Here is a 19,130-nt window from a genome sequence, read left to right as displayed (position 1 = left end):
GGTACGGGTTCGCAGCTGCTTTATAGTTTAACTTCTGACACCACTCTTCCGTTTGGCAGCTGTACGTATGTAAAAAACGGATTTCCACTTTTACATAGAAATCCGTTGCAAAGTTATTAAAAAATATTCATTTATTGCCTAAAATGGCCTAATATCTGCCATATTAACAATACAATTTTCTTTTGGTGGCATCTTCAAAACGTGGATATATATATTTCTATATATCTCGTTTTTTAATTCCATATCAACATCGCTGTATGCCCACTCAGTAAATTCCTCATTGAAGCTTCCGCTGCCGAATATGAAACAATCTCTATATTTATAGGTCTCATATACCTGTACGCCTTTTTTTCTTAAGAAGGCATCTTTGAGCCCTTCATAATATTTTGCGGTAATTATTGCTTTTGCTTTTTCATCAAAATATTTGAGGGTTTCCTCTGAAAATCTGAATTTTACGCTATAGGCCCACTTTTCATTTTCCTTTTTTACAAACTCGTATTCAAATTTTGTTTGTGTCAGATTCTTGTTTATTGCATTTAATGTTGCAATCACTTTTTTCTTGCGGTCATGGTTGTTTGCTATGTTTATATCGAAGTGCTTGGCCAATTCATCTACTGTCAATGTAAACTCTGGTTCCTGACCTTGTTGTATCTTATGTTTTATAAGTAAAATCATTTTGGACAAATTCAGATAGAATTTCCTGTATGCCCTTTTGTTTGGCAGACATCTATAGTCCTTAAGGTCTATCAGATTATATCCGGTGAACATCATATTCTTCAAATCTTTACTAAGATTTACCTTATACAATCGCTTCGTCCTTTTCTTTGTCCCAAAATTGTCCTTGATGTCGAAGCTTTCTAAAATAGGGATAAATTTGAATTTAGTTACTCCATTTACAGTATAGCCAACACTGAGTGTATTCTTACCTAAACTGAATAAGGCAGACTCAAAAAATGTCTCTATAGGATGTTCTATCTGTTCACCCTCATATTCAGTTTTATAAATAGGCGTTAACTGGCCAAATGTTTTTGCTTTCTGTTCTTCGGTCAACTTGCGCTGGAGTTTTGTCCTGTCATACCCCATAACCGTGCAGAAGTCTTCAATTGAAAACCACATGTCGCCGAACAGATCCTTCATTTGCGTGTTAGCGGCAAAAATTATGATATCATGCATGATTGTTCCTCCTGATTCAATTAATAAATCAAGATTAGCACCATTATTGGGTTCGCTTAGTGTTCGTGGTACCCTGCTGAGTTCTTTGTATTGTTCTGTTTCAACCATAATTTTACCGTTTGTTTGCAAATATAGCGATTTTCTATTCATTTAGTGTATTATTTATACACTAAATAGCTAATAATGAAATAAATCATTCGTCCAGATGTGTAAAAGTGTCCCAGTTGCTCTTTTCTATTCGTACAATAAAAATTATGCCACAAAAGGGGCAGTTACAAAAATTAACATAAAGTTTTTACCTGGCTTTTATTCAAAGTATTTCCATTAGTTGTGTAAAACCGTCCTAAAACGATGGTTTTATGCCTTCCCAGATGTGTAAAAGTGTCCTGATTACTTCTCTCAGATGTGTAAAAGTGTCCTGATTACTTCTCTCAGATGTGTAAAAGTGTCCCAGTTGCTTCTCTCAGATGTGTAAAAGTGTCCCAGTTGCTTCTCCCAGATGTGTAAAAGTGTCCCGGCTTTGAAGCCAGTTGTGTAAAAGTGTCCCATTCTTAGTTTTGCGTTTATTCCCCGAAAGCCTTTCCCCAAGCGGTATCTACGGTTTTTCTGTTTTTGCCAGATGTGTAAAAGTGTCCCACAAATTCATAATACCCTAAAAACCTAAATAAAGAAATGCTTCGACTTGTGTAAACATACTTTCGGAAAAATATTATCGGGTTAAATGCTAAATTATTTACATATATTAACTATTCTGCTTTGGCGATACAAAAATTAGGGGCACTTTCCCGCAGTTGTGTAAAAGTGTCCCACTTACCCCAGATTTCACTAATAGTTGTGCAAAAGCGTCCGGGTTATATAATCATCAGTTTATGCTACCTCATATGTTCATCTATGACATGTGCGGTTATGTTTAAGTTAAAAAAAACGGGTAAAACAGGATTCTTATACTCCTGCTTTACCCATTACCTGGCTTTTGATTCTGTAACAGATTCAAAATACTATAAACTCATATATTTCTTTACTGCTGCTTGAATTTCTTTATTGTATTTTTCAAATGCAATTTCCAGAATATTAGTTGCCAATACGTGCATACTTACATCAGATACATTGGCAAGTCTTTTCAGTTTGGCATGTGTTTCTTTTGATATGCGGATCATCTCCACTTCTTTTATTTTCCTTTCCTGGAATAATAAACTGTACTCTTCCTTTCGATTGCAAGACTTGTTCTTTTCCTTATCCTCCTGTTCGTCCTTGTTCTTTTTTTCCGAAAGTACGTTTTCTTCAGGTTTGATAACTTCTTTTACTTCCTGTGGTTGCTCTTCGCCATTCTGTTTTGTCTGCTCTGCTTCCACAGTTATTGTAGGAGCCACGTTTTCTGTTTCCTTTATTTCCTTTTCCATCTTGGATGCATTAGCCAAGAGCTTGCTCATGCCGATTGAAGTTGTTTTGTTTCCCATGTTACTCCTCCTCTATATGTTTGCTGATTAATTCTATAACTTCCTCACAAAACTGGTCACACGGATGATGGTAATTACTGCTCAACGTTGACAAGTTCCTCTGATAATCTACTCTTGAATCTTTTATAAAGCTTTCCATGAGCTGGAAAGGAAGGTTTTCCTTTTTACTGACTAACTCTTTGAACTCAATGACATTCGTCATTACCCTATTCATTACACCTCTTACAGTTGTCTTTAAGCCATTTTCTTTTCTTGCCTTTATTATATTTTTATACACATTATCGTAGAAATATAGTGTTGCGCTTAAATCCGTATTGTTTGGTTCAAAAGGCATGATTACGATGTCTATGAAATGTAAAGCCTCTATAACGCCGTTTTGTTTCAGGTTGCCTGGGAAGTCTACTAATATGACATCAAAACTTTGCTTCAGCATATCAAGCTGATTGATAAACTCTGAAGAAGATATATTCATTACTTCATATTCTTCCTTCAGGTTATTGCTTTCATCACTTTCTGACTGACGTAGCCTTCCCATTGTATTCTGCATGTCGTCTATATCTACAACCCCAATATTAATGCCATCCTCGCCCATTGAGTGTACGTAACCGGCAAATAACGCAGTAAGGGTTGACTTTCCTACCCCACCTTTGGGGTTCTCAAAAGCTAAAGTAATACCAGGTAATTTTTTTCCCATATGCTATTAAATTATGTTCTTTTGCAAATATATACTTTATAAATTACTTATGCAAGAAATCACATTATTTATTACTTGAAAAAGTAAGATATTTATTCCTAACGTAAGATATTAATAAATAACATATATACTATATTAAGATATTTATAACATAAGAAAATATGTTATAAAGTAAGTAAGTAATAATGTTACAATGTTACAATATTACATTGTTACTAATGATACAAAGTAATGATGTAACTAATAAACGTATGTAATATTGTATATATGTAACATATGTTATTCTGTTATATATTTACGTTTGTTGCATAATTACTTATTTTGTCCTTGATTTTTTAATCCAGATTAATTAAATCAATAAAATCCCCGGGGTTTATTGCTTATCATAATTATCTTGATTACTTTAGTACACGCAAGGTATGTTTTTGTACGTACAAAAACACCTTGCATCAACCGAGTTGATGTTTATAACTCACTTTGTTCATTATAATAATATAATTTCATGAATGAGAAAAGAACAGCTCGTTTAGAGTTAAGACTAACTTTTGAGGAGAAGGAAAAGTTGAGTAAAATGGCTCAAGAAAGAGGTAAAACTATTGCTCAAATTATAAGAGAATTAGTTATTAATGATAAATTAGTTACTAAAACTGATATTCAAACCGTTATAGAATTAAAGAGAATAGGGAACAATATCAATCAGATAGCGAAACAAATTAATCTGATTCCTCATGAAGATAATATTAAACTTTATCTTCAAGAACTACACGATATTTTAAATATGCTATCAGTAATAACAAAAAAACTTGTTTGATATGATTGCTAAAATTGAACCGGCTTTTTCATCCATGTCAACATTAAGCAGAAAAATAGATTATCAGTTGGAGAAGATTTCTTCTGGTGAAGCAAAAGAATTATTTAACTCTACGGGTGATTCTTTATCTTCTTTTTCTGATTATATGTTTCTTTTCTCTTCGCTTAATGACAGGGTGAAATTACCCTATTCTGAAATCACCTTGAATCTTTCTCCAGGTGAAAGATTGTCTGAGGCTAATTGGATTAATCTCTCTAAGGAATATATGGAGAAGATGGGTTATGGGAACTGTTGTTACTCCATTATTTTAAATAAGGACAAGGAACACTCTCATGTCCATATATTACACAGTCGCATAGATTCAGAAGGTAAATCCGTATCAAATTCTTTGGATTACAAACGCTCTGAAAAGTTAGCACGGGAACTTGAAAAGAAATATAATCTTGTCAGCCTTAAAGCAAACGAAAGAACTAAAGAACGATTATCCTCAATATCCGGACAGCGCTACTATTTTGATAATGCTTTGAAGAAAGCACTCAGAAATTATTCTGTTAAAGAAAGGGTGATGCAGATTTTATCTTCTTCAGGTGCAGCAGAACTGCTTGGCGACAGATTACAAAAATCAAAGCTGAGCAATGAAGAATGGATGTCAGTTCTTGGCAATCATGAATATGATTCAATTCTTTCTATCCTTAAAAAAGGTGGCTTCCTGAAATCCTTATATAAGGATGATCTTTTATCCAGACTTGATAAAGCTTTTGCTTCAAGTACCACCTTTCAGGAGTTCAGAGCCAATTTGCAGAAGGAAGGAGTGTATATGCGTCTTACAAGTAAGAAAGACAAGTCCTATTATGTTTATGGCCTGTCCGAGGATTCATTTTATATTAAGGATACATCCTTGCCTCAGAAATTCAGATATGGATATATGAACTTTGATGCAAAGTCAATGTCATACGATGAACAGATACATTACCTGTTCAATAAGCTGAATCTGATACTGGATAAATCAGATTCTTATGATGAATTTAAGCGTTTATTGAAAGAATCTGGTATCGGTATAAAGGAACATGTGAATAGTAAAGGCATATATGGACTTACTTATTCTGTCATGGATACAGATATTCCATTTGAATTTAAGGCATCCGATATATCTCGCAAATTTACCTATGCTAATATTCAGAGTCATTTCTCCAATGAACCGTTGTTGCATGACAACACGATTCACAGAGTAGGGGAGTGGCGAGAGTCTTTAGAACGCGATAATGAGTATATGTCACATTCTGCTCTTCCTTTTATACCGGATATTGATATTACCGGCGGTAGCAGGAAAAATAGAGAAGATGATCTTCCTCCTTTGAAACGGAAAAAGAAACATAAAAATAATGATTTGTCACTTTAAAAATATCAAATATGAATTTCCAGTCGCTTTTCAAAGAATATACTCCAGTAGAGTATGGTGATTTTTTTCGCCTTTATAGAATCAACAATAGGGGTTATGTCATTTACTGTAATGAAAATAACGTAATTTGCTGTATGGAATTATACGGTTTTACGGATATTTCGGTTATTATGCTGGCTGAATTACTGAAGGTTAATTTAGAAGAAATGGAAGATTGCGAAGAGTTTTCCTTGCCTGTTCATTGCAGCAGACAACAAATAATAGATTATTTGTTTGATGTTTCGTCAAAAGAAACAAATGTGAAACTAAAGCATGTATCTGGACTGCATGGCTATTTGCTCAAATCTATACATCAGGATAAATCAGGGCTTGATGCCTATCGTAACCTTTTTCAATTTGATCCTGTTAAGGGAACTACAAGACTTTTATTTGACGATAATCAGTGCCTGGCTTCAATACGCACAGATAAGTCTGGTTCTGTATATATCTGCTGGAATCCTATCTTGTTCTTTGGTTTGGATAAATCCGGTGATCCAGACTCAACAGGGTATTTACTTGCTTCATCTTCAACTTTGCTGATTGATTATGTTTTGTCCAAAATATCTTGTGATAGAGATATAATAGTAATGGCTGGTAGCAATTATTTAGAGGCTCTGCTTTTTATTTCTTCTTTCGTTACATCACAAGATCTTTCTTATAAATTATCTGTTTGTTATGATGATATGAATGTGACCATTCAGTTCTTGAACTGGCCTACTCCTCAAAAGATTATTAATTTTATCTCTCAGCTTAATAAGCATATCCCTAACGGTTATGAAAAGCTTTCGTGTGTTATGGTAAATAAGAAAATATATTTGCAGGTTCCTGCTATCCGTTCTTATTTAAAACCGTTGCTTTACTTATACTATGATTTGTTGTGTGATGGCTCTTTAAAATTGTCATTATTGAAATCTGATGCTTCCTAATTATTATCTTTGTGCCCATTTTAATGCATTTATTATAAACCTTTATAAATAGCTATATGACAAAATCTGAATTGGTTAAACAAATATCTTATTCTACTGGCATTGATTACGCAACAGCATTAACAGTAGTAGAGGCATTCATGTCTGAAGTAAAATCTTCATTGGCAAATCAGGAACCTGTCTTTTTAAGAGGCTTCGGCAGCTTTATCCTGAAGCATAGGGCAGAGAAAACCGCTCGCAATATTTCCAGAAACACTACATTAATTGTGCCGGAACATGATATACCAGCTTTCAAACCTGCCAAAGAGTTTGTTGCTTCTATAAGTAAATTGAAAAATATTTAATAGGGACGGTTTTACACAACTATCCATTTATCTGTATCACAACTATCTGTAGAGGGTGTATGATTAGGATAAAATTACACAACTAAATTATTCTATGTTATTTTTGAATTTGTAACATAATCAAAATATGAAAGATCAACTTGCTTTATTACGAAAATGCGTCGTAAATCAAATACCGGCAACTGTATTTCAAGGTGACGATACCTGTACGGTAGAAGTTCTGCAGGCAGCCATTGAAATCTACAGAAGGCATGGCGCTTCTCGCGAGTTTCTGTATGACTTCCAGAATGTAATTGAAGATGTTAAGGCTTATCAGAGACAGAATCCCCACAGATTAAAACTGGCTGATATGACTGAGGTTGAGAAAGAACTTCTTCGTAAAGAAATGCTGGAGAAAGGATTACTGGGATGAGCGTAAAACTTACCATGTACTCTGCCGACCTGAGCAGCGAACTGCCATTGCCGTTTGCAGATCAGGGTGTGAGAGCTGGATTTCCTTCTCCGGCTCAGGACTACATGACTGACAGCATAGACCTGAACCGGGAACTCATACGCCATCCGGCTACTACCTTCTATGCCCGTGCTTCCGGAGATTCCATGAAGGGCTGCGGTATAGATGACGGCGACCTGCTGGTCATAGACAAGGCCCTGGAACCTCAGGACGGTGACATCGTTGTGGCTTTCATCGATGGAGAGTTCACGCTGAAGACTGTGCGCTTTGACGATAATGAGAAATGTATCTGGCTCGTTCCGGCCAACGAGGAATATTCACCCATAAAGATTACTGAAGAGAACAACTTCCTGATATGGGGAGTTCTTACCTACAACATAAAAAGACAGCTTAGAAAAGGCAGATGATAGCCCTTGTTGATTGCAATAACTTCTACTGCTCATGCGAGCGCGTGTTCAATCCGCTGCTCCGTGACAAACCTGTCGTTGTCCTTTCGAACAATGACGGCTGTGTCGTGGCCAGAAGTAATGAAGTTAAGGCGATGGGCATCAAGATGGGTACACCTCTCTATCAGATCCGTGACATCTTGGAGGCAAACAATGTGGCTGTTTTCAGTTCCAACTACAATCTGTATGGTGACATGAGCCGCCGGGTAATGATGCTGCTGTCCGAGTTCACACCCGAACTGACACAATATTCTATAGATGAAGCGTTCCTGGATCTCTCCGGTTTCGGAGAAGGGGAGAAGCTGGTTTCCTACGGCCGGAAGATTGTAAAGACCATCGGCAAGGGTACAGGCATCCCTGTTACAATGGGCATTGCACCGACAAAGACTCTGGCGAAGGTGGCAAGCCGCTACGGAAAGAAATACAAGGGATATCAGGGTGTATGCATGATTGATTCTGAGGAAAAGCGTATCAAGGCTCTGCAAGGCTTCGAAATTGGCGATGTTTGGGGGATCGGCCATCGGAGCTTGGATAAGCTTCGCTATTACGGTATAAATACCGCCTTAGATTTCACTCAGAAAAGCGAGAGTTTTGTGCGAAAATTGCTTACAATAACCGGTGTACGTACTTGGAAGGAGCTTCGCGGTGAATCTTGTATCGATGTCGAGGAACTGCCGCAGAAGAAGAGTATCTGTACCAGCCGAAGTTTCCCTGACTCCGGTCTGTCCGAACTCTCCAGCTTAGAGGAAGCTGTAGCCAACTTTTCTTCCGAATGTGTGCGCAAGCTCCGCATGCAGCACAGCTGCTGCACGGAAATAACTGTCTTCGCCTATACCAGCCGTTTCCGTCTGGATCTTCCGCAGCACTGTATCAACCGCACTATCCACCTGCAGGTACCGACCAACGACCTTCAGGAACTTGTGAGCACTGCAGTCCGGGCACTTCGCATGGATTTCCGCAAAGAGGGCGGTTACCAGTACAAGAAAGCCGGTGTCATTGTCTGGAACATAGTTCCTGATTCTGCCATCCAGACAAACCTTTTCGATACCATTGACCGTGAGAAGCAGTCACGTCTGGCCGCTGCCATAGATGCCATCAACCGCAAGAACGGCCACAATACCATTAAGGTAGCTGTCCAGGGTACCACAGACAAGTCGTGGCACCTCAAATGCGAACACATAAGCAAACAGTACACCACCAACCTTGATGATGTCATTATCGTAAAGTAAACTTTTTAATCAATGCACTCTGTTTAATATTATAAATTGCTGAATATTAGAACTTACTTATTTATTGCCTAAAGATTTGTCATGTGTTTCTATTTTCATTTATAAACACTATATTTGTAATATTAGCTGCTTAGAATTATAATCAAGTGCAGAAAATTTGAATTAATATAGAACTATTAATTTAAGTATTATGAAAACAAAAAGGTTTATCGGAAAGCTTATGCTATTCCTGCTTTCATTTACATTCATCAGTTGTAAAACTTATAAGAATAGTGAGGCTAATTCAATTGGTATAATAGGCAGTGCAGACGGACCTACAGCTATTTATATAAAAGTCAATGCTAATTTTCTTATTCAGAAGAGTTTAGATATAATACAGAACTTATGCCTTTTAGCTAAAGATTCAACATATATAAATTATTCTACAAACAATACAGAAATTATAAAGGTCATTGATAATTTATCTTCTTGTGATCTTAATTCTAATTATACGCTCTTTAAGGTTGAAGATCTACGTCCTTTCATAAGTGCATTCCTGGGTGATAGCATAACCAATGATAATATTACTGAAAGGATATATAAGAGCATACCTATGAGGATAAATTCTTATTCTGGTTCTCTTAAGTTAGCGGCTACCTCTTTACTTTCTTGTGATGATGTTTTCCACTATGATAAATTAAAAGCCCCCTGCTTGTTTATTTATAGCTTTGATAAATTCTGCTGTATGGTTTTATTTATGCCTCAAAACGAAAGTATTGTACAATCTTATGCGAATTTTATAATAAATCCTATGCTTATAAATTTGCAAACAGAAGCACAGATAAAAGATTTCTTTAGTAAAGTATTGGATGTTCAAGGGTTAGATATTGAAATTGTAAAATGATATAGTTATCATTTAGATTCATACAGAAAAAAGGATGGTTCCTTATTACGGTCGCTAATTTTATAAAGTTTTTTCTTGTACTTAAATTAAAAAGAGAGGAATTTCTTATCGGTCTTCGTAGACTAAAAGGTTCCTCTCTTTTCATCTTATAAATTGTATTTAGACATCTTTTATCTTCACAGACATAAGAAGTCTTTTGGCATTTAAAGGCATTAAGTCCTTTCCACAAATGTAAATATATTACGTTAGAATTCAAATTTATTTATTGATTATCTTTCCTTTTAAGACTGTATTTGTTATAATATTTGTTCTATTTCAGTCTTTATTCTCCGTATGTTTTTTATTTGTCATACTTTTTCTGTCGATTTTTAGATATTCATCTTACTATTTAATATCACTTCAATTATTGTTATTTGACCTCTATGACATGTTTCATTCCTAACAGCTGATTCTTGATATATCGTGAGCCTGAACTTAGAACTAAAGCCCTATTATAATCAAGAGGGCATAGGATATCAAGCACACCCGAGAAGGATTGTTTAAAAGGAATACTGTCTTTATCCTACATCACAAATATAGGTATTATTAAAAAATAAAACAAGCCCTCATTTGAGGGCTTGCATGACACTTTTAACCTCACGGTTATCTTGCATCATTAGAGCTATTTCATTTAACTGTTCAAGTCAAAACAGTTTTATATTGTCTTGCTCAAATATACGGATAATTTGTATTGTTTGTACTTTGTCCTATTCTGTTTTAGAACATGCATATTAAATAATAAGAGCATCCATTTATGGATGCTCTTAAGAGTTATCTTTTGAAAAACTCGGACCTCACGGCCAGAAAAAAGATTGCTGTTTCTTTTATGCCTAAAATCCGCAACTATCATCCAATACACGATTAAGGGTAGATTTATGAGTCGTTAGTAGCAGCTTTCAGTAAAAAGCAACAGCACAACATCAATATGTAGCCACCATCCCCTTACCCCACGATGCGACTTGAGGTAATACGCAGATTCAAACCGGAAAGAAAGGATTCTTATCCGAATTCTGTTTTGAAGGGTTTTGCATAAGCTCGGTTCTCTGTGTAGATATTCAGCACGTATTGCCTTGCAGTCATGATCCACTTGGCAGGTACGGAGATGAATCTGAAGACAAAAGCCTTTATGCGACTCGTTTTCTTGAGCCCAAAAGCCTTGGTGTCAAGCCTGCTCATGATGGTCTTGTAGAAATTGTGTATCAATGCAGTAAGCAGAAGAAAGACAGTATTCTCCGCCATGAATGACTTGGGGAGCCTGTTCCAGCCGAATCCGTTGTTCATATCATCGAATATACGCTCTTTGCCCCCACGCTTGTTGTAAAATTCGACGATGTCTCTTGTTGATGAGTCATAATCGTTGGTAAGAATGCATCTGTAGGTGTATTCACCTTCCCACAAGTCAAGCTCTCCATCCATGCGCTTTTGTCTCTGAATGACAAGACGATAGCACTTGCCTTCCCATTTCTCAACAAGAATGGAATTGAGTTCAAACTGGATGCCGTTGATTTCCTCCGTCTTCCATCCCCTCAGTGAAAACAAGTCATCGTAGAGCGAACTGCATCTGTTGGCGCGGATGTAGAAGTGCGTGCAATGCTTCTCTATCTCACTGACAATTTCCTTCGAGCACGAACCACAGTCGGCTCTGAAGCGATTCACACGGATGCTGTTGGCTTCCAGTAGGGCAAAGAATCTCTTGTGGGTCTCAGCCTGATAAAAGCGCACATTTGTGTTGCCATCGCTGTTCTCGACATAGACAATCATGTCACCGATGACATATACGCCAGGTCTGTAGCCGAGGAACTTCTTGTATGTCGGTTTTGCATCATACTTCTCTGTTTCAAGGAACTGATGGTCGAAATCAACATCGTAGGTTTCCACCTCATTCAGTTCACCAGTGGAAACCAAGGCTTTTATAAGCAAGGCGTTGAGCTTGTCTGCCGTATTGAAATCATAGGTCTTGCCCTTATCGGAAGTATATGAGATGTTTTCCTGTGTCAGTTCCTTGATGGCTCTGAGGATGGTATCAGAGCTGCATGTGCGCAAGGTCGGATGATACGAGAGATGACGCATCAGATGCGATGTTACATTTTCCACGCATGAACCGCCACAGAAGTACACGCTCATCAGAGAACGAATAATTTCGCTGTACTGATATCCGATGATACTGCTGCATCTCTGACCAAGTGTCTGGTCGATAATAGGTGAAAGCATGGAGTCAAATTGCTCCATGATTGAAAAAATTCCTCCAAAAGGTGTGAGTTTTTCAGATTTTATTTGTACCTTTGCCATGTCTTGTTACGATTTACGCTTGTTTTGATTTGCAACACTAAGATAAGTGAAAATTCTGACATGGCAAAATCCTGAGCAACTTTTTGTTGCTCAGGAACTTATAAATAAAGTTAAATTATAGTGTTGCGGAATTAAGGAACAAAAAACAAATCATGTCGAGCATTCGTTGTTCAATAGCACGTATTTTTAGAATCCGTGCATAGTCTATACTGGGAATCCTAATCTCAGTTTTCTTATCACCTTCAACTCTTTTTGAGGGGAAAATTTCTATTATAATTTATTCATGAGGTTTATGATGCAGATGCTATATCTGTATCCGTAACCCATTATAAGAAAACAAGTATGGACTTTAATAAAGCTCGATTATTATATCTTATCGTATTTTTCCTGTATTCCGGCCTAAGTGTGTCCGGACAATCGACTCATGTTTCAGGAAGAGTACTTCAACAAAATACGCAAACACCTGTTGAGTTTGCTAATGTCGTTCTATTCAAACAAGATTCAGTCTTTTTGAAAGGAACAACGACAGACACTATCGGAAGATTTGAATTTGAAAATCTTCCCACAGATAATTATGTGCTGTCAGTATCCTGTTTAGGATTTGAAACAAAGCGGATTTTGATACAGAATCTGACGGAATCAGCACAAATAGATGTGTATTTGAATGAAAATGTTTTGTTACTTGGGGAAGTGGTGATTTCTGCTTCTTCCACAATAAACAAGATTAACCAACGGATTGTGTTCCCGACAAAATTGCAAATCAGCCATTCTGCCAACGGAATGCAATTGCTGAATACAATGATGCTTCCCGGCTTGAACATCAATCCGATGCTGAATACGATTTCATCATCCGACGGCGGGAAAGTCATTTTGCAGATTAACGGCGTAAATACCACGCCGGAAGAAATTCAGACCTTGCAACCCCGCCAAATCAAGCGGATAGAATATTCGGATTATGCAGGTATCCGATACGGACATGCTTCCAAAGTTATCAACTACGTGGTAGTAAGGGATGATAAAGGCGGTGTTGTTGGTGTGGATTTGATGAACTCGCTGAATATCCTTGCAGGGGGCGATGTTTTCTTTGCCAAATTCAACAAAGGAAAATCGGAATATGCTTTGAACTACACCGCAGCGTTTCAACGCATCAACACGAATAACAGAAATCGCACAGGTAGTTATCAGTTTGAAAATTCATCCCCTATATTGAGGGAAGAAATCAGTGCCGGAGGTGATTATTCGTACCAAATGCATGATTTTTCGCTGACATACAACTATCAGCAGAGCGATTCGGCTTTTTTCAATGCCAAGTTGAAATATAATCTGAGCAATCAGCCTCACAACGATTTCAACAGTTTTCTAAAAGAGAATGGCACGGACAAAGGGTTGATTTTTGACGGAAGTCAGCAAAAAATTAATGTTCCTACCATCGACTTGTATTACCAGTATGGTTTACCCAAAAATCAGAAAATATATGCTAATGTGGTGGGGAGTTATGCGAACGCAGCATCTTCGCGGAATTACTGCGAATACAACGATGTTGATACTCTTTTCAGCGAACGTTCGGAACTGTTTTCCGATAAATATTCACTGATTGCCGAAGGCATATACGAAAAAGGATTTGCCCATGGAAATTTGAAATTCGGGATAAAACATATTCAGTCGTTTACAGAGCAGACAATTAATCAGGGCGAGGAATTCAAATCGGATTTGAATCAGGCGGAATCGTCGGTTTTTGCAGAGTGGTTTTATAGTAAGGGCAAATTCAGCTATAGCTTGGGACTTCGCCTGAATCGCCTGCATTTTTCCAATGTATCTGTTACCAAAAGCTATTACCATTTCTTACCCAAAGCGATGGTTGGCTATCGGTTCAGTGATAATTCTTTTATCCGGTATGATGCGGAGATGAGTCAAACGAATCCAACCCTGATGGAGTTGGCCGACACGGAAATCCGTCTTGACTCGTATCTTGCCGAGAAAGGGAATCTGTTGCTTCAACCGTACCTGAATCTGAATAATAATTTATATTACGAAAACAGAAAAGGGTTGTTCGCTTTCAATGCAAGCCTGCATCATCACTACAAACACAATCCTATCATGGAATCGAAAAGAGAACATGGAAATGTGTTCCTGACAATGCCCGAAAACATGAAAGATTGGAATAAGTATAATGCGGAGATAACATTGAAAGTAGGGATGATAAAAAACTTCCTGCAATTTTCGGTTACAGGAGGCTTCAACCACTTTGACAGTCGTGGGAACAACTATTCCCATACCCATTCTAATTTTTATTACAGGGCAGATGTTTTGGCAATGTATAAGAAATGGATGCTGATAGGCCAGCTACAGCCTTTTGACGAAAGGTTATACGGCGAAACCGTCATAAAGGATGGTAATTATCACTACTTGGCTATCCGGTACAATGCGACTAATTTTTCTTTTGGCATAGGTGCGTTCAATCCGTTTAAGAATGTTTCCCGAACCATTATGGAAAACAAAAATGCACAAGCGCCTTTCCGAAGAGAAAGTTTTAGCGATGCATCCCGAATTCTCGTTGCCACGCTCACTTGGAATTTTAATTTCGGAAAAACTCATCTTGTCGGTACTAAATCGCTGAATAATCAGGATACCGACTACGGAATCAAAGGAAGTTATAAGTAAGATTAGGTGTTGATTTCAACAAATTCTGTATTATGTATTTCTGGCAAATCTATCACTAATTATCTTTCAGCGACATGTTGTTGCTTCGCGTTCACTGAATCCTATCGGAATTCAGTGAACGCCTTTGTGTGTCGTCAACTGACGATATCATCCTTTTTTTTACTCAAAATCAATAAAAATGAAAGATAAGATAAAAAACATTGCAGAAAAATTAGAACATCAAATCAGGATGCATGAACTCGATTTAAATGACAGGATTAAAGATATTCCTCAAATAATATTGCTGTTGGAACAGGGGTTCTCGGAATTGAAAGAAATAGTTTCGTTTTATAAGTTCAAAAGTGAAATGGATGAAATATTCTTTTTCAAGATAATAAAACCCAAGTTTTTTAGTAAACTAATCTATTACAGGAAAGTGTATAACATCGAAATGATGCGCCCCAACGGACAAGATTGTGTGCTGAAAAATTATTTCATCAATGAACTGAATCAGTTAGAGAATTTCTACAATAAGAACATTGATTTCTATAAATACTACCGTTCGGGAAGTACGCATTTGGATAAGTACTTTTTTCTGAGAGGAAAACAAGATATTCAAATGACAATGGAAACATTTTATTTTGAAAGAGACCCTAATTTTTCTACGATTTGCGATTTTAAAGTTGCAAAAATAGTAGCAAACGAAATGTTGCGAATTTATCTGAATCCTAAAATCCGCAACTATCATCCAATACACGATTAAGGGTAGATTTATGAGTCGTTAGTAGCAGCTTTCAGTAAAAAGCAACAGCACAACATCAATATGTAGCCACCATCCCCTTACCCCACGATGCGACTTGAGGTAATACGCAGATTCAAACCGGAAAGAAAGGATTCTTATCCGAATTCTGTTTTGAAGGGTTTTGCATAAGCTCGGTTCTCTGTGTAGATATTCAGCACGTATTGCCTTGCAGTCATGATCCACTTGGCAGGTACGGAGATGAATCTGAAGACAAAAGCCTTTATGCGACTCGTTTTCTTGAGCCCAAAAGCCTTGGTGTCAAGCCTGCTCATGATGGTCTTGTAGAAATTGTGTATCAATGCAGTAAGCAGAAGAAAGACAGTATTCTCCGCCATGAATGACTTGGGGAGCCTGCTCCAACCGAATCCGTTGTTCATGTCGTCAAAGATACGTTCCTTGCCGCCACGCAGATTGTAGAATTCAACAATGTCCCTTGTCGATGACTTGTAATCGTTGGTCAGAATACAACGGTAAGTGTATTCGCCTTCCCACAGGTCAAGGTCGCCACTGTTGCGTCTTTGTCTCTGGATGACAAGACGATAGCACTTGCCTTCCCATTTCTCAACGAGAATGGAATTGAGTTCGAACTGGATGCCGTTAATCTCCTCCGTCTTCCATCCTCTCAGAGCAAAGATGTCATTGTAGAGCGAACTGCATCGGTTGGCACGGATGTAGAAATGTTTGCAATGCTTCTCTATCTCACTGACGATTTCCTTCGAGCAGGAACCGCAGTCTGCCCTGAAGCGATTTACACGGATGTTCTGGGATTCCAGAAGAGCGAAGAATCTCTTATGGGTGTCTGCCTGATGAAAACGCACATTCGTGTTACCATCGCTGTTCTCGATATAGACTATCTTGTCACCGATAACATATACGCCAGGCCTGTAGCCGAGGAACTTTTTGTAGGTCGGTTTTGCATCATACTTCTCCGTTTCAAGGAACTGATGGTCAAAGTCAACATCGTATTCCTCAATTTCCTTCAACTCGCCTGTAGAAACCAAAGCGTTTATAAGCAATGTGTTGAGTTTGTCTGCAGTATTGAAATCATAGGTCTTGCCTTGGTCGGAAGTATAGGAGATGTTTTCCTGTGTCAGTTCCTTGATGGCTCTGAGGATGGTATCAGAGCTGCATGTACGAAGGGTAGGATGATACGAGAGATGGCGCATCAGTTGTGACGTTACATCTTCCACGCATGAGCCGCCACAGAAATAAACGCTCATCAGCGAACGGACTATCTCGCTGAACTGATATCCGAAGATACTGCTGCATCTCTGACCCAGTGTTGAGTCGATAACGGGTGAAAGCATGGAGTCAAATTTCTCCATGATTGAAAAAATTCCTCCAAAAGGTGTGAGTTTTTCGAATTTTATTTGCACCCTTGCAGCGCCTTGTTACGATTTTCGCTTGTTTTCTAATTGCAACACTAAGATAAGTGAAAAATCTGACATGGCAAAATCCTGAGCAACTTTTTGTTGCTCAGGAACTTATAAATAAAGTTAAATCAAAGTGTTGCGGAATTAAGGTTATGTTCTTTATTCTGATACAAATATATGTGATAGCAATATCCTCCTAAGAGTTTCTGAAAAAAAAATTACAGTATCATCCATATTTCTGCTTTTCCGTCTTCTCTGTAACAAACTATACTATATGCTGGTTCAATAACCTGGTTCTCAAGTTTTCTTCTCATCCGTCTGACTTTATATCTCTTAATTGCCTTTCTTATTATGTTCATAGCCTTTATTTTTTTTGTACAAAAGTAAAGTTATGATACACAAAGTAAAGTTATCCTTATGTTATTGCTTTGTTAATGCTGATTCATCACTTTTATCTTTACTATTTTTCTTTTCATACATATTCTGGTTTACAGCATCAATCATCTCACGGCATCTTCTATATTGTTCCGTGTTTTTTATGTAGATTTCATTACATTCTTCGGCTGCTCTGATCAATCTTAGATTGCCCCGCTCAAACAGGAACCTGTTCCATTCATTGTATTCAAAATATGTATCTGGTATATACTTAATTAAAGACGAATTCAGATTCATACCTTTTCTTGCTTTAAACATGTCTTGTATTATCCACATCTTAAATACTTCAAAATATTCTGTAAACTGGTTTATCTTCATTTCCTGTCTTGATAAGAATGTCTTTACCATGCCTCCTTCTTTTCCTATCCAGTCACCATAGAATATCCCATCATAGCAATATCCTCTTATGTTGTCTTCCTTTTCATTTCCTAGAAAGCACAGATTACTATTCAGTATAAAAAACATCTTCATTATGTCTTTGTCTGACAAGACTTTGCTGTCTTTGTGTATTTTCATAAATCTTTCCTTATACCTTTCGAAGAAATGTTCCGCAAAAATTAAGGTTACATCATCCATTACTGTTCCTGTCCATAATTGTCCTTTATACTTAAATGTCAGCGTTATCATGGCATTTACTATGTCTGATTCCTTTTTGGTTTCCGCATAATATGAAATATACCATTCATTGTGCCTTCGTGTCTTGACATACGTCTCCCATAGCCATGGATATGATGCCCTTTTCTGTACTGTTTTTCTAAATTTTGCCTGAAAGTTCCTCCATCTTCCAACTACCTCACTGTAATCTGATTTGATTTCCCTGAGCAGTTCTTCCTGTGTCATAGTATCAAGTATCATAATATGCTTTTTAATTGGTTATTTTCAAAATGTCTATTTGCTAGGATGCACTTTTGCTCTTATTCTCCGGCTTTTCTGTAAATGATTTTTTATTGAACTTGAGGGTTCAGTCAGGTGAAGAAAATGAATAATGCTGAAACTCTCCAGTTTTACAAAACTAATGCTTTTATTCATTAATTGATACTGTATTCTTACATAATTCTTTCTTGATTACATTAATTGTCAGTTATTGTTTGGCTGCTTAAACTTCTTTTCTTACTTTTATACTACTCAAGGTAGAGGTTCTGGTTATAGCCTGTTGCGGAAGACGTGCATGGCTTAAGGCGGTTAGGGTAACTTAACCGCTTTTTCTTTTCATTTTTTTTCGTTAATAGAAAATTTCTGTATCTTTGTCTCGTTATAAGACACTTTTAGCATCCCAATACTGTCATTTTTTCTTTCATTTCTTCAATCATTGACAGTAAATCAAAGCACATTATAATTTAAGTTTATAGCTGCATCTGCAGCCCGTCTATCGCATCCTCTTCAGGCTGTGATAGATGTTTTCTCATTCATTCACTTTTCATTAATCATTTAATAAATTTCATTATGGAACAGGTATTAATTGGCCAGAATGCCGGCGTTATCTGGCATATTCTTGATGGTAAAAAGAGTGTTGAACTTGCTCACCTTAAAAAGGAATCCAAACTTTCAGATGCAGAGTTTTGGGCTGCTATTGGCTGGTTGTCTAAGGAGAACAAACTTTCCTTCTCTACAGAAAAAGTAGGTAAGAAGATAGTGAAGACATACTCTTTGAAAGACTGATTCATTGTGCGATCATGCTGTAGGCTTGCTTGATTCCTGAT

The 19,130-nt window shown here is 37.2% G+C and carries 17 protein-coding genes; 11 read left to right on the top strand and 6 right to left on the bottom strand.

The features are described from left to right. Positions 1–138: 138 nt before the first annotated feature. From CLIN57ABFB40_RS19665 to CLIN57ABFB40_RS19655, 3 genes are all read right to left on the bottom strand, one after another. The gene (locus CLIN57ABFB40_RS19665) at positions 139–1,323 is read right to left on the bottom strand and encodes a hypothetical protein (RefSeq protein WP_254871855.1); all 1,185 of its coding nucleotides are present in this window, start codon (positions 1,321–1,323) and stop codon (positions 139–141) included. A gap of 848 nt (positions 1,324–2,171) precedes the next feature. Then, positions 2,172–2,630: a DUF3408 domain-containing protein gene (locus tag CLIN57ABFB40_RS19660; protein ID WP_117893523.1), complete on the bottom strand. Its 459-nt coding sequence runs from the start codon at positions 2,628–2,630 to the stop codon at positions 2,172–2,174. A 1-nt stretch (position 2,631) separates the two neighbouring features. Continuing rightward, positions 2,632–3,324 carry a ParA family protein gene (locus CLIN57ABFB40_RS19655; protein ID WP_118419693.1) on the bottom strand — a complete coding sequence of 231 codons (693 nt, stop codon included), beginning with the start codon at positions 3,322–3,324 and terminating at the stop codon, positions 2,632–2,634. Between the two features lie 502 nt (positions 3,325–3,826). On the opposite strand from CLIN57ABFB40_RS19655, the gene CLIN57ABFB40_RS19650 reads away from it, so the two are divergent. From CLIN57ABFB40_RS19650 to CLIN57ABFB40_RS19615, 8 genes are all read left to right on the top strand, one after another. Then, complete coding sequence (locus tag CLIN57ABFB40_RS19650; RefSeq protein ID WP_175631611.1) at positions 3,827–4,135, top strand: plasmid mobilization protein; 309 nt, start codon at positions 3,827–3,829, stop codon at positions 4,133–4,135. Position 4,136: 1 nt separating this feature from the next. Continuing rightward, complete coding sequence (locus CLIN57ABFB40_RS19645; protein WP_175631589.1) at positions 4,137–5,534, top strand: relaxase/mobilization nuclease domain-containing protein; 1,398 nt, start codon at positions 4,137–4,139, stop codon at positions 5,532–5,534. 134 nt (positions 5,535–5,668) lie between these two features. Continuing rightward, positions 5,669–6,499, top strand: a complete 831-nt coding sequence (locus tag CLIN57ABFB40_RS19640) for a hypothetical protein (RefSeq protein ID WP_175631588.1) — start codon at positions 5,669–5,671, stop codon at positions 6,497–6,499. Between the two features lie 56 nt (positions 6,500–6,555). Further along, entirely contained in the window at positions 6,556–6,843 is a 288-nt protein-coding gene (locus tag CLIN57ABFB40_RS19635; protein ID WP_175631587.1) for an HU family DNA-binding protein, read from the top strand. A 127-nt stretch (positions 6,844–6,970) separates the two neighbouring features. After that, positions 6,971–7,255, top strand: coding sequence for a hypothetical protein (locus CLIN57ABFB40_RS19630; protein ID WP_118419697.1), 285 nt, complete (start codon positions 6,971–6,973; stop codon positions 7,253–7,255). Beyond that, entirely contained in the window at positions 7,252–7,701 is a 450-nt protein-coding gene (locus tag CLIN57ABFB40_RS19625) for a LexA family protein (RefSeq protein ID WP_175631586.1), read from the top strand. The genes CLIN57ABFB40_RS19630 and CLIN57ABFB40_RS19625 overlap by 4 nt, the downstream gene beginning before the upstream one ends. Beyond that, on the top strand, positions 7,698–8,969 hold the full coding sequence (locus CLIN57ABFB40_RS19620) for a Y-family DNA polymerase (RefSeq protein WP_175631585.1): 1,272 nt from the start codon (positions 7,698–7,700) through the stop codon (positions 8,967–8,969). Before CLIN57ABFB40_RS19625 ends, CLIN57ABFB40_RS19620 begins: the two co-directional genes overlap by 4 nt. A gap of 190 nt (positions 8,970–9,159) precedes the next feature. After that, positions 9,160–9,852: a hypothetical protein gene (locus CLIN57ABFB40_RS19615; protein WP_175631584.1), complete on the top strand. Its 693-nt coding sequence runs from the start codon at positions 9,160–9,162 to the stop codon at positions 9,850–9,852. A gap of 1,038 nt (positions 9,853–10,890) precedes the next feature. Here the strand turns inward: CLIN57ABFB40_RS19615 and CLIN57ABFB40_RS19610 are convergent. Further along, positions 10,891–12,180, bottom strand: coding sequence for an IS1380 family transposase (locus CLIN57ABFB40_RS19610; protein ID WP_175631583.1), 1,290 nt, complete (start codon positions 12,178–12,180; stop codon positions 10,891–10,893). A gap of 342 nt (positions 12,181–12,522) precedes the next feature. Between CLIN57ABFB40_RS19610 and CLIN57ABFB40_RS19605 the strand changes: the two genes are divergently transcribed. Together CLIN57ABFB40_RS19605 and CLIN57ABFB40_RS19600 are read left to right on the top strand one after the other, a co-directional pair. Further along, the gene (locus CLIN57ABFB40_RS19605; protein WP_175631582.1) at positions 12,523–14,841 is read left to right on the top strand and encodes a TonB-dependent receptor; all 2,319 of its coding nucleotides are present in this window, start codon (positions 12,523–12,525) and stop codon (positions 14,839–14,841) included. Between the two features lie 178 nt (positions 14,842–15,019). Beyond that, positions 15,020–15,583 carry an RteC domain-containing protein gene (locus tag CLIN57ABFB40_RS19600; protein ID WP_052484764.1) on the top strand — a complete coding sequence of 188 codons (564 nt, stop codon included), beginning with the start codon at positions 15,020–15,022 and terminating at the stop codon, positions 15,581–15,583. Between the two features lie 134 nt (positions 15,584–15,717). On the opposite strand, the gene CLIN57ABFB40_RS19595 is transcribed toward CLIN57ABFB40_RS19600, so the two are convergent. Then, positions 15,718–16,998 (bottom strand): IS1380-like element IS612 family transposase, encoded by a 1,281-nt coding sequence (locus CLIN57ABFB40_RS19595; protein ID WP_175631581.1) that lies wholly within the window; start codon positions 16,996–16,998, stop codon positions 15,718–15,720. Positions 16,999–17,415: 417 nt separating this feature from the next. Continuing rightward, the gene (locus CLIN57ABFB40_RS19590; protein WP_117893544.1) at positions 17,416–18,285 is read right to left on the bottom strand and encodes a hypothetical protein; all 870 of its coding nucleotides are present in this window, start codon (positions 18,283–18,285) and stop codon (positions 17,416–17,418) included. Between the two features lie 588 nt (positions 18,286–18,873). On the opposite strand from CLIN57ABFB40_RS19590, the gene CLIN57ABFB40_RS19585 reads away from it, so the two are divergent. Then, positions 18,874–19,089, top strand: a complete 216-nt coding sequence (locus CLIN57ABFB40_RS19585; RefSeq protein WP_117893576.1) for a winged helix-turn-helix domain-containing protein — start codon at positions 18,874–18,876, stop codon at positions 19,087–19,089. Positions 19,090–19,130 lie beyond the last annotated feature (41 nt).

The sequence above is a fragment of the Bacteroides acidifaciens genome, assembly GCF_903181435.1.
GTDB lineage: Bacteria > Bacteroidota > Bacteroidia > Bacteroidales > Bacteroidaceae > Bacteroides.
The sequence above is the reverse complement of the archived record's forward strand: the minus strand, read 5'-3'. Positions and strand labels throughout refer to the sequence as shown.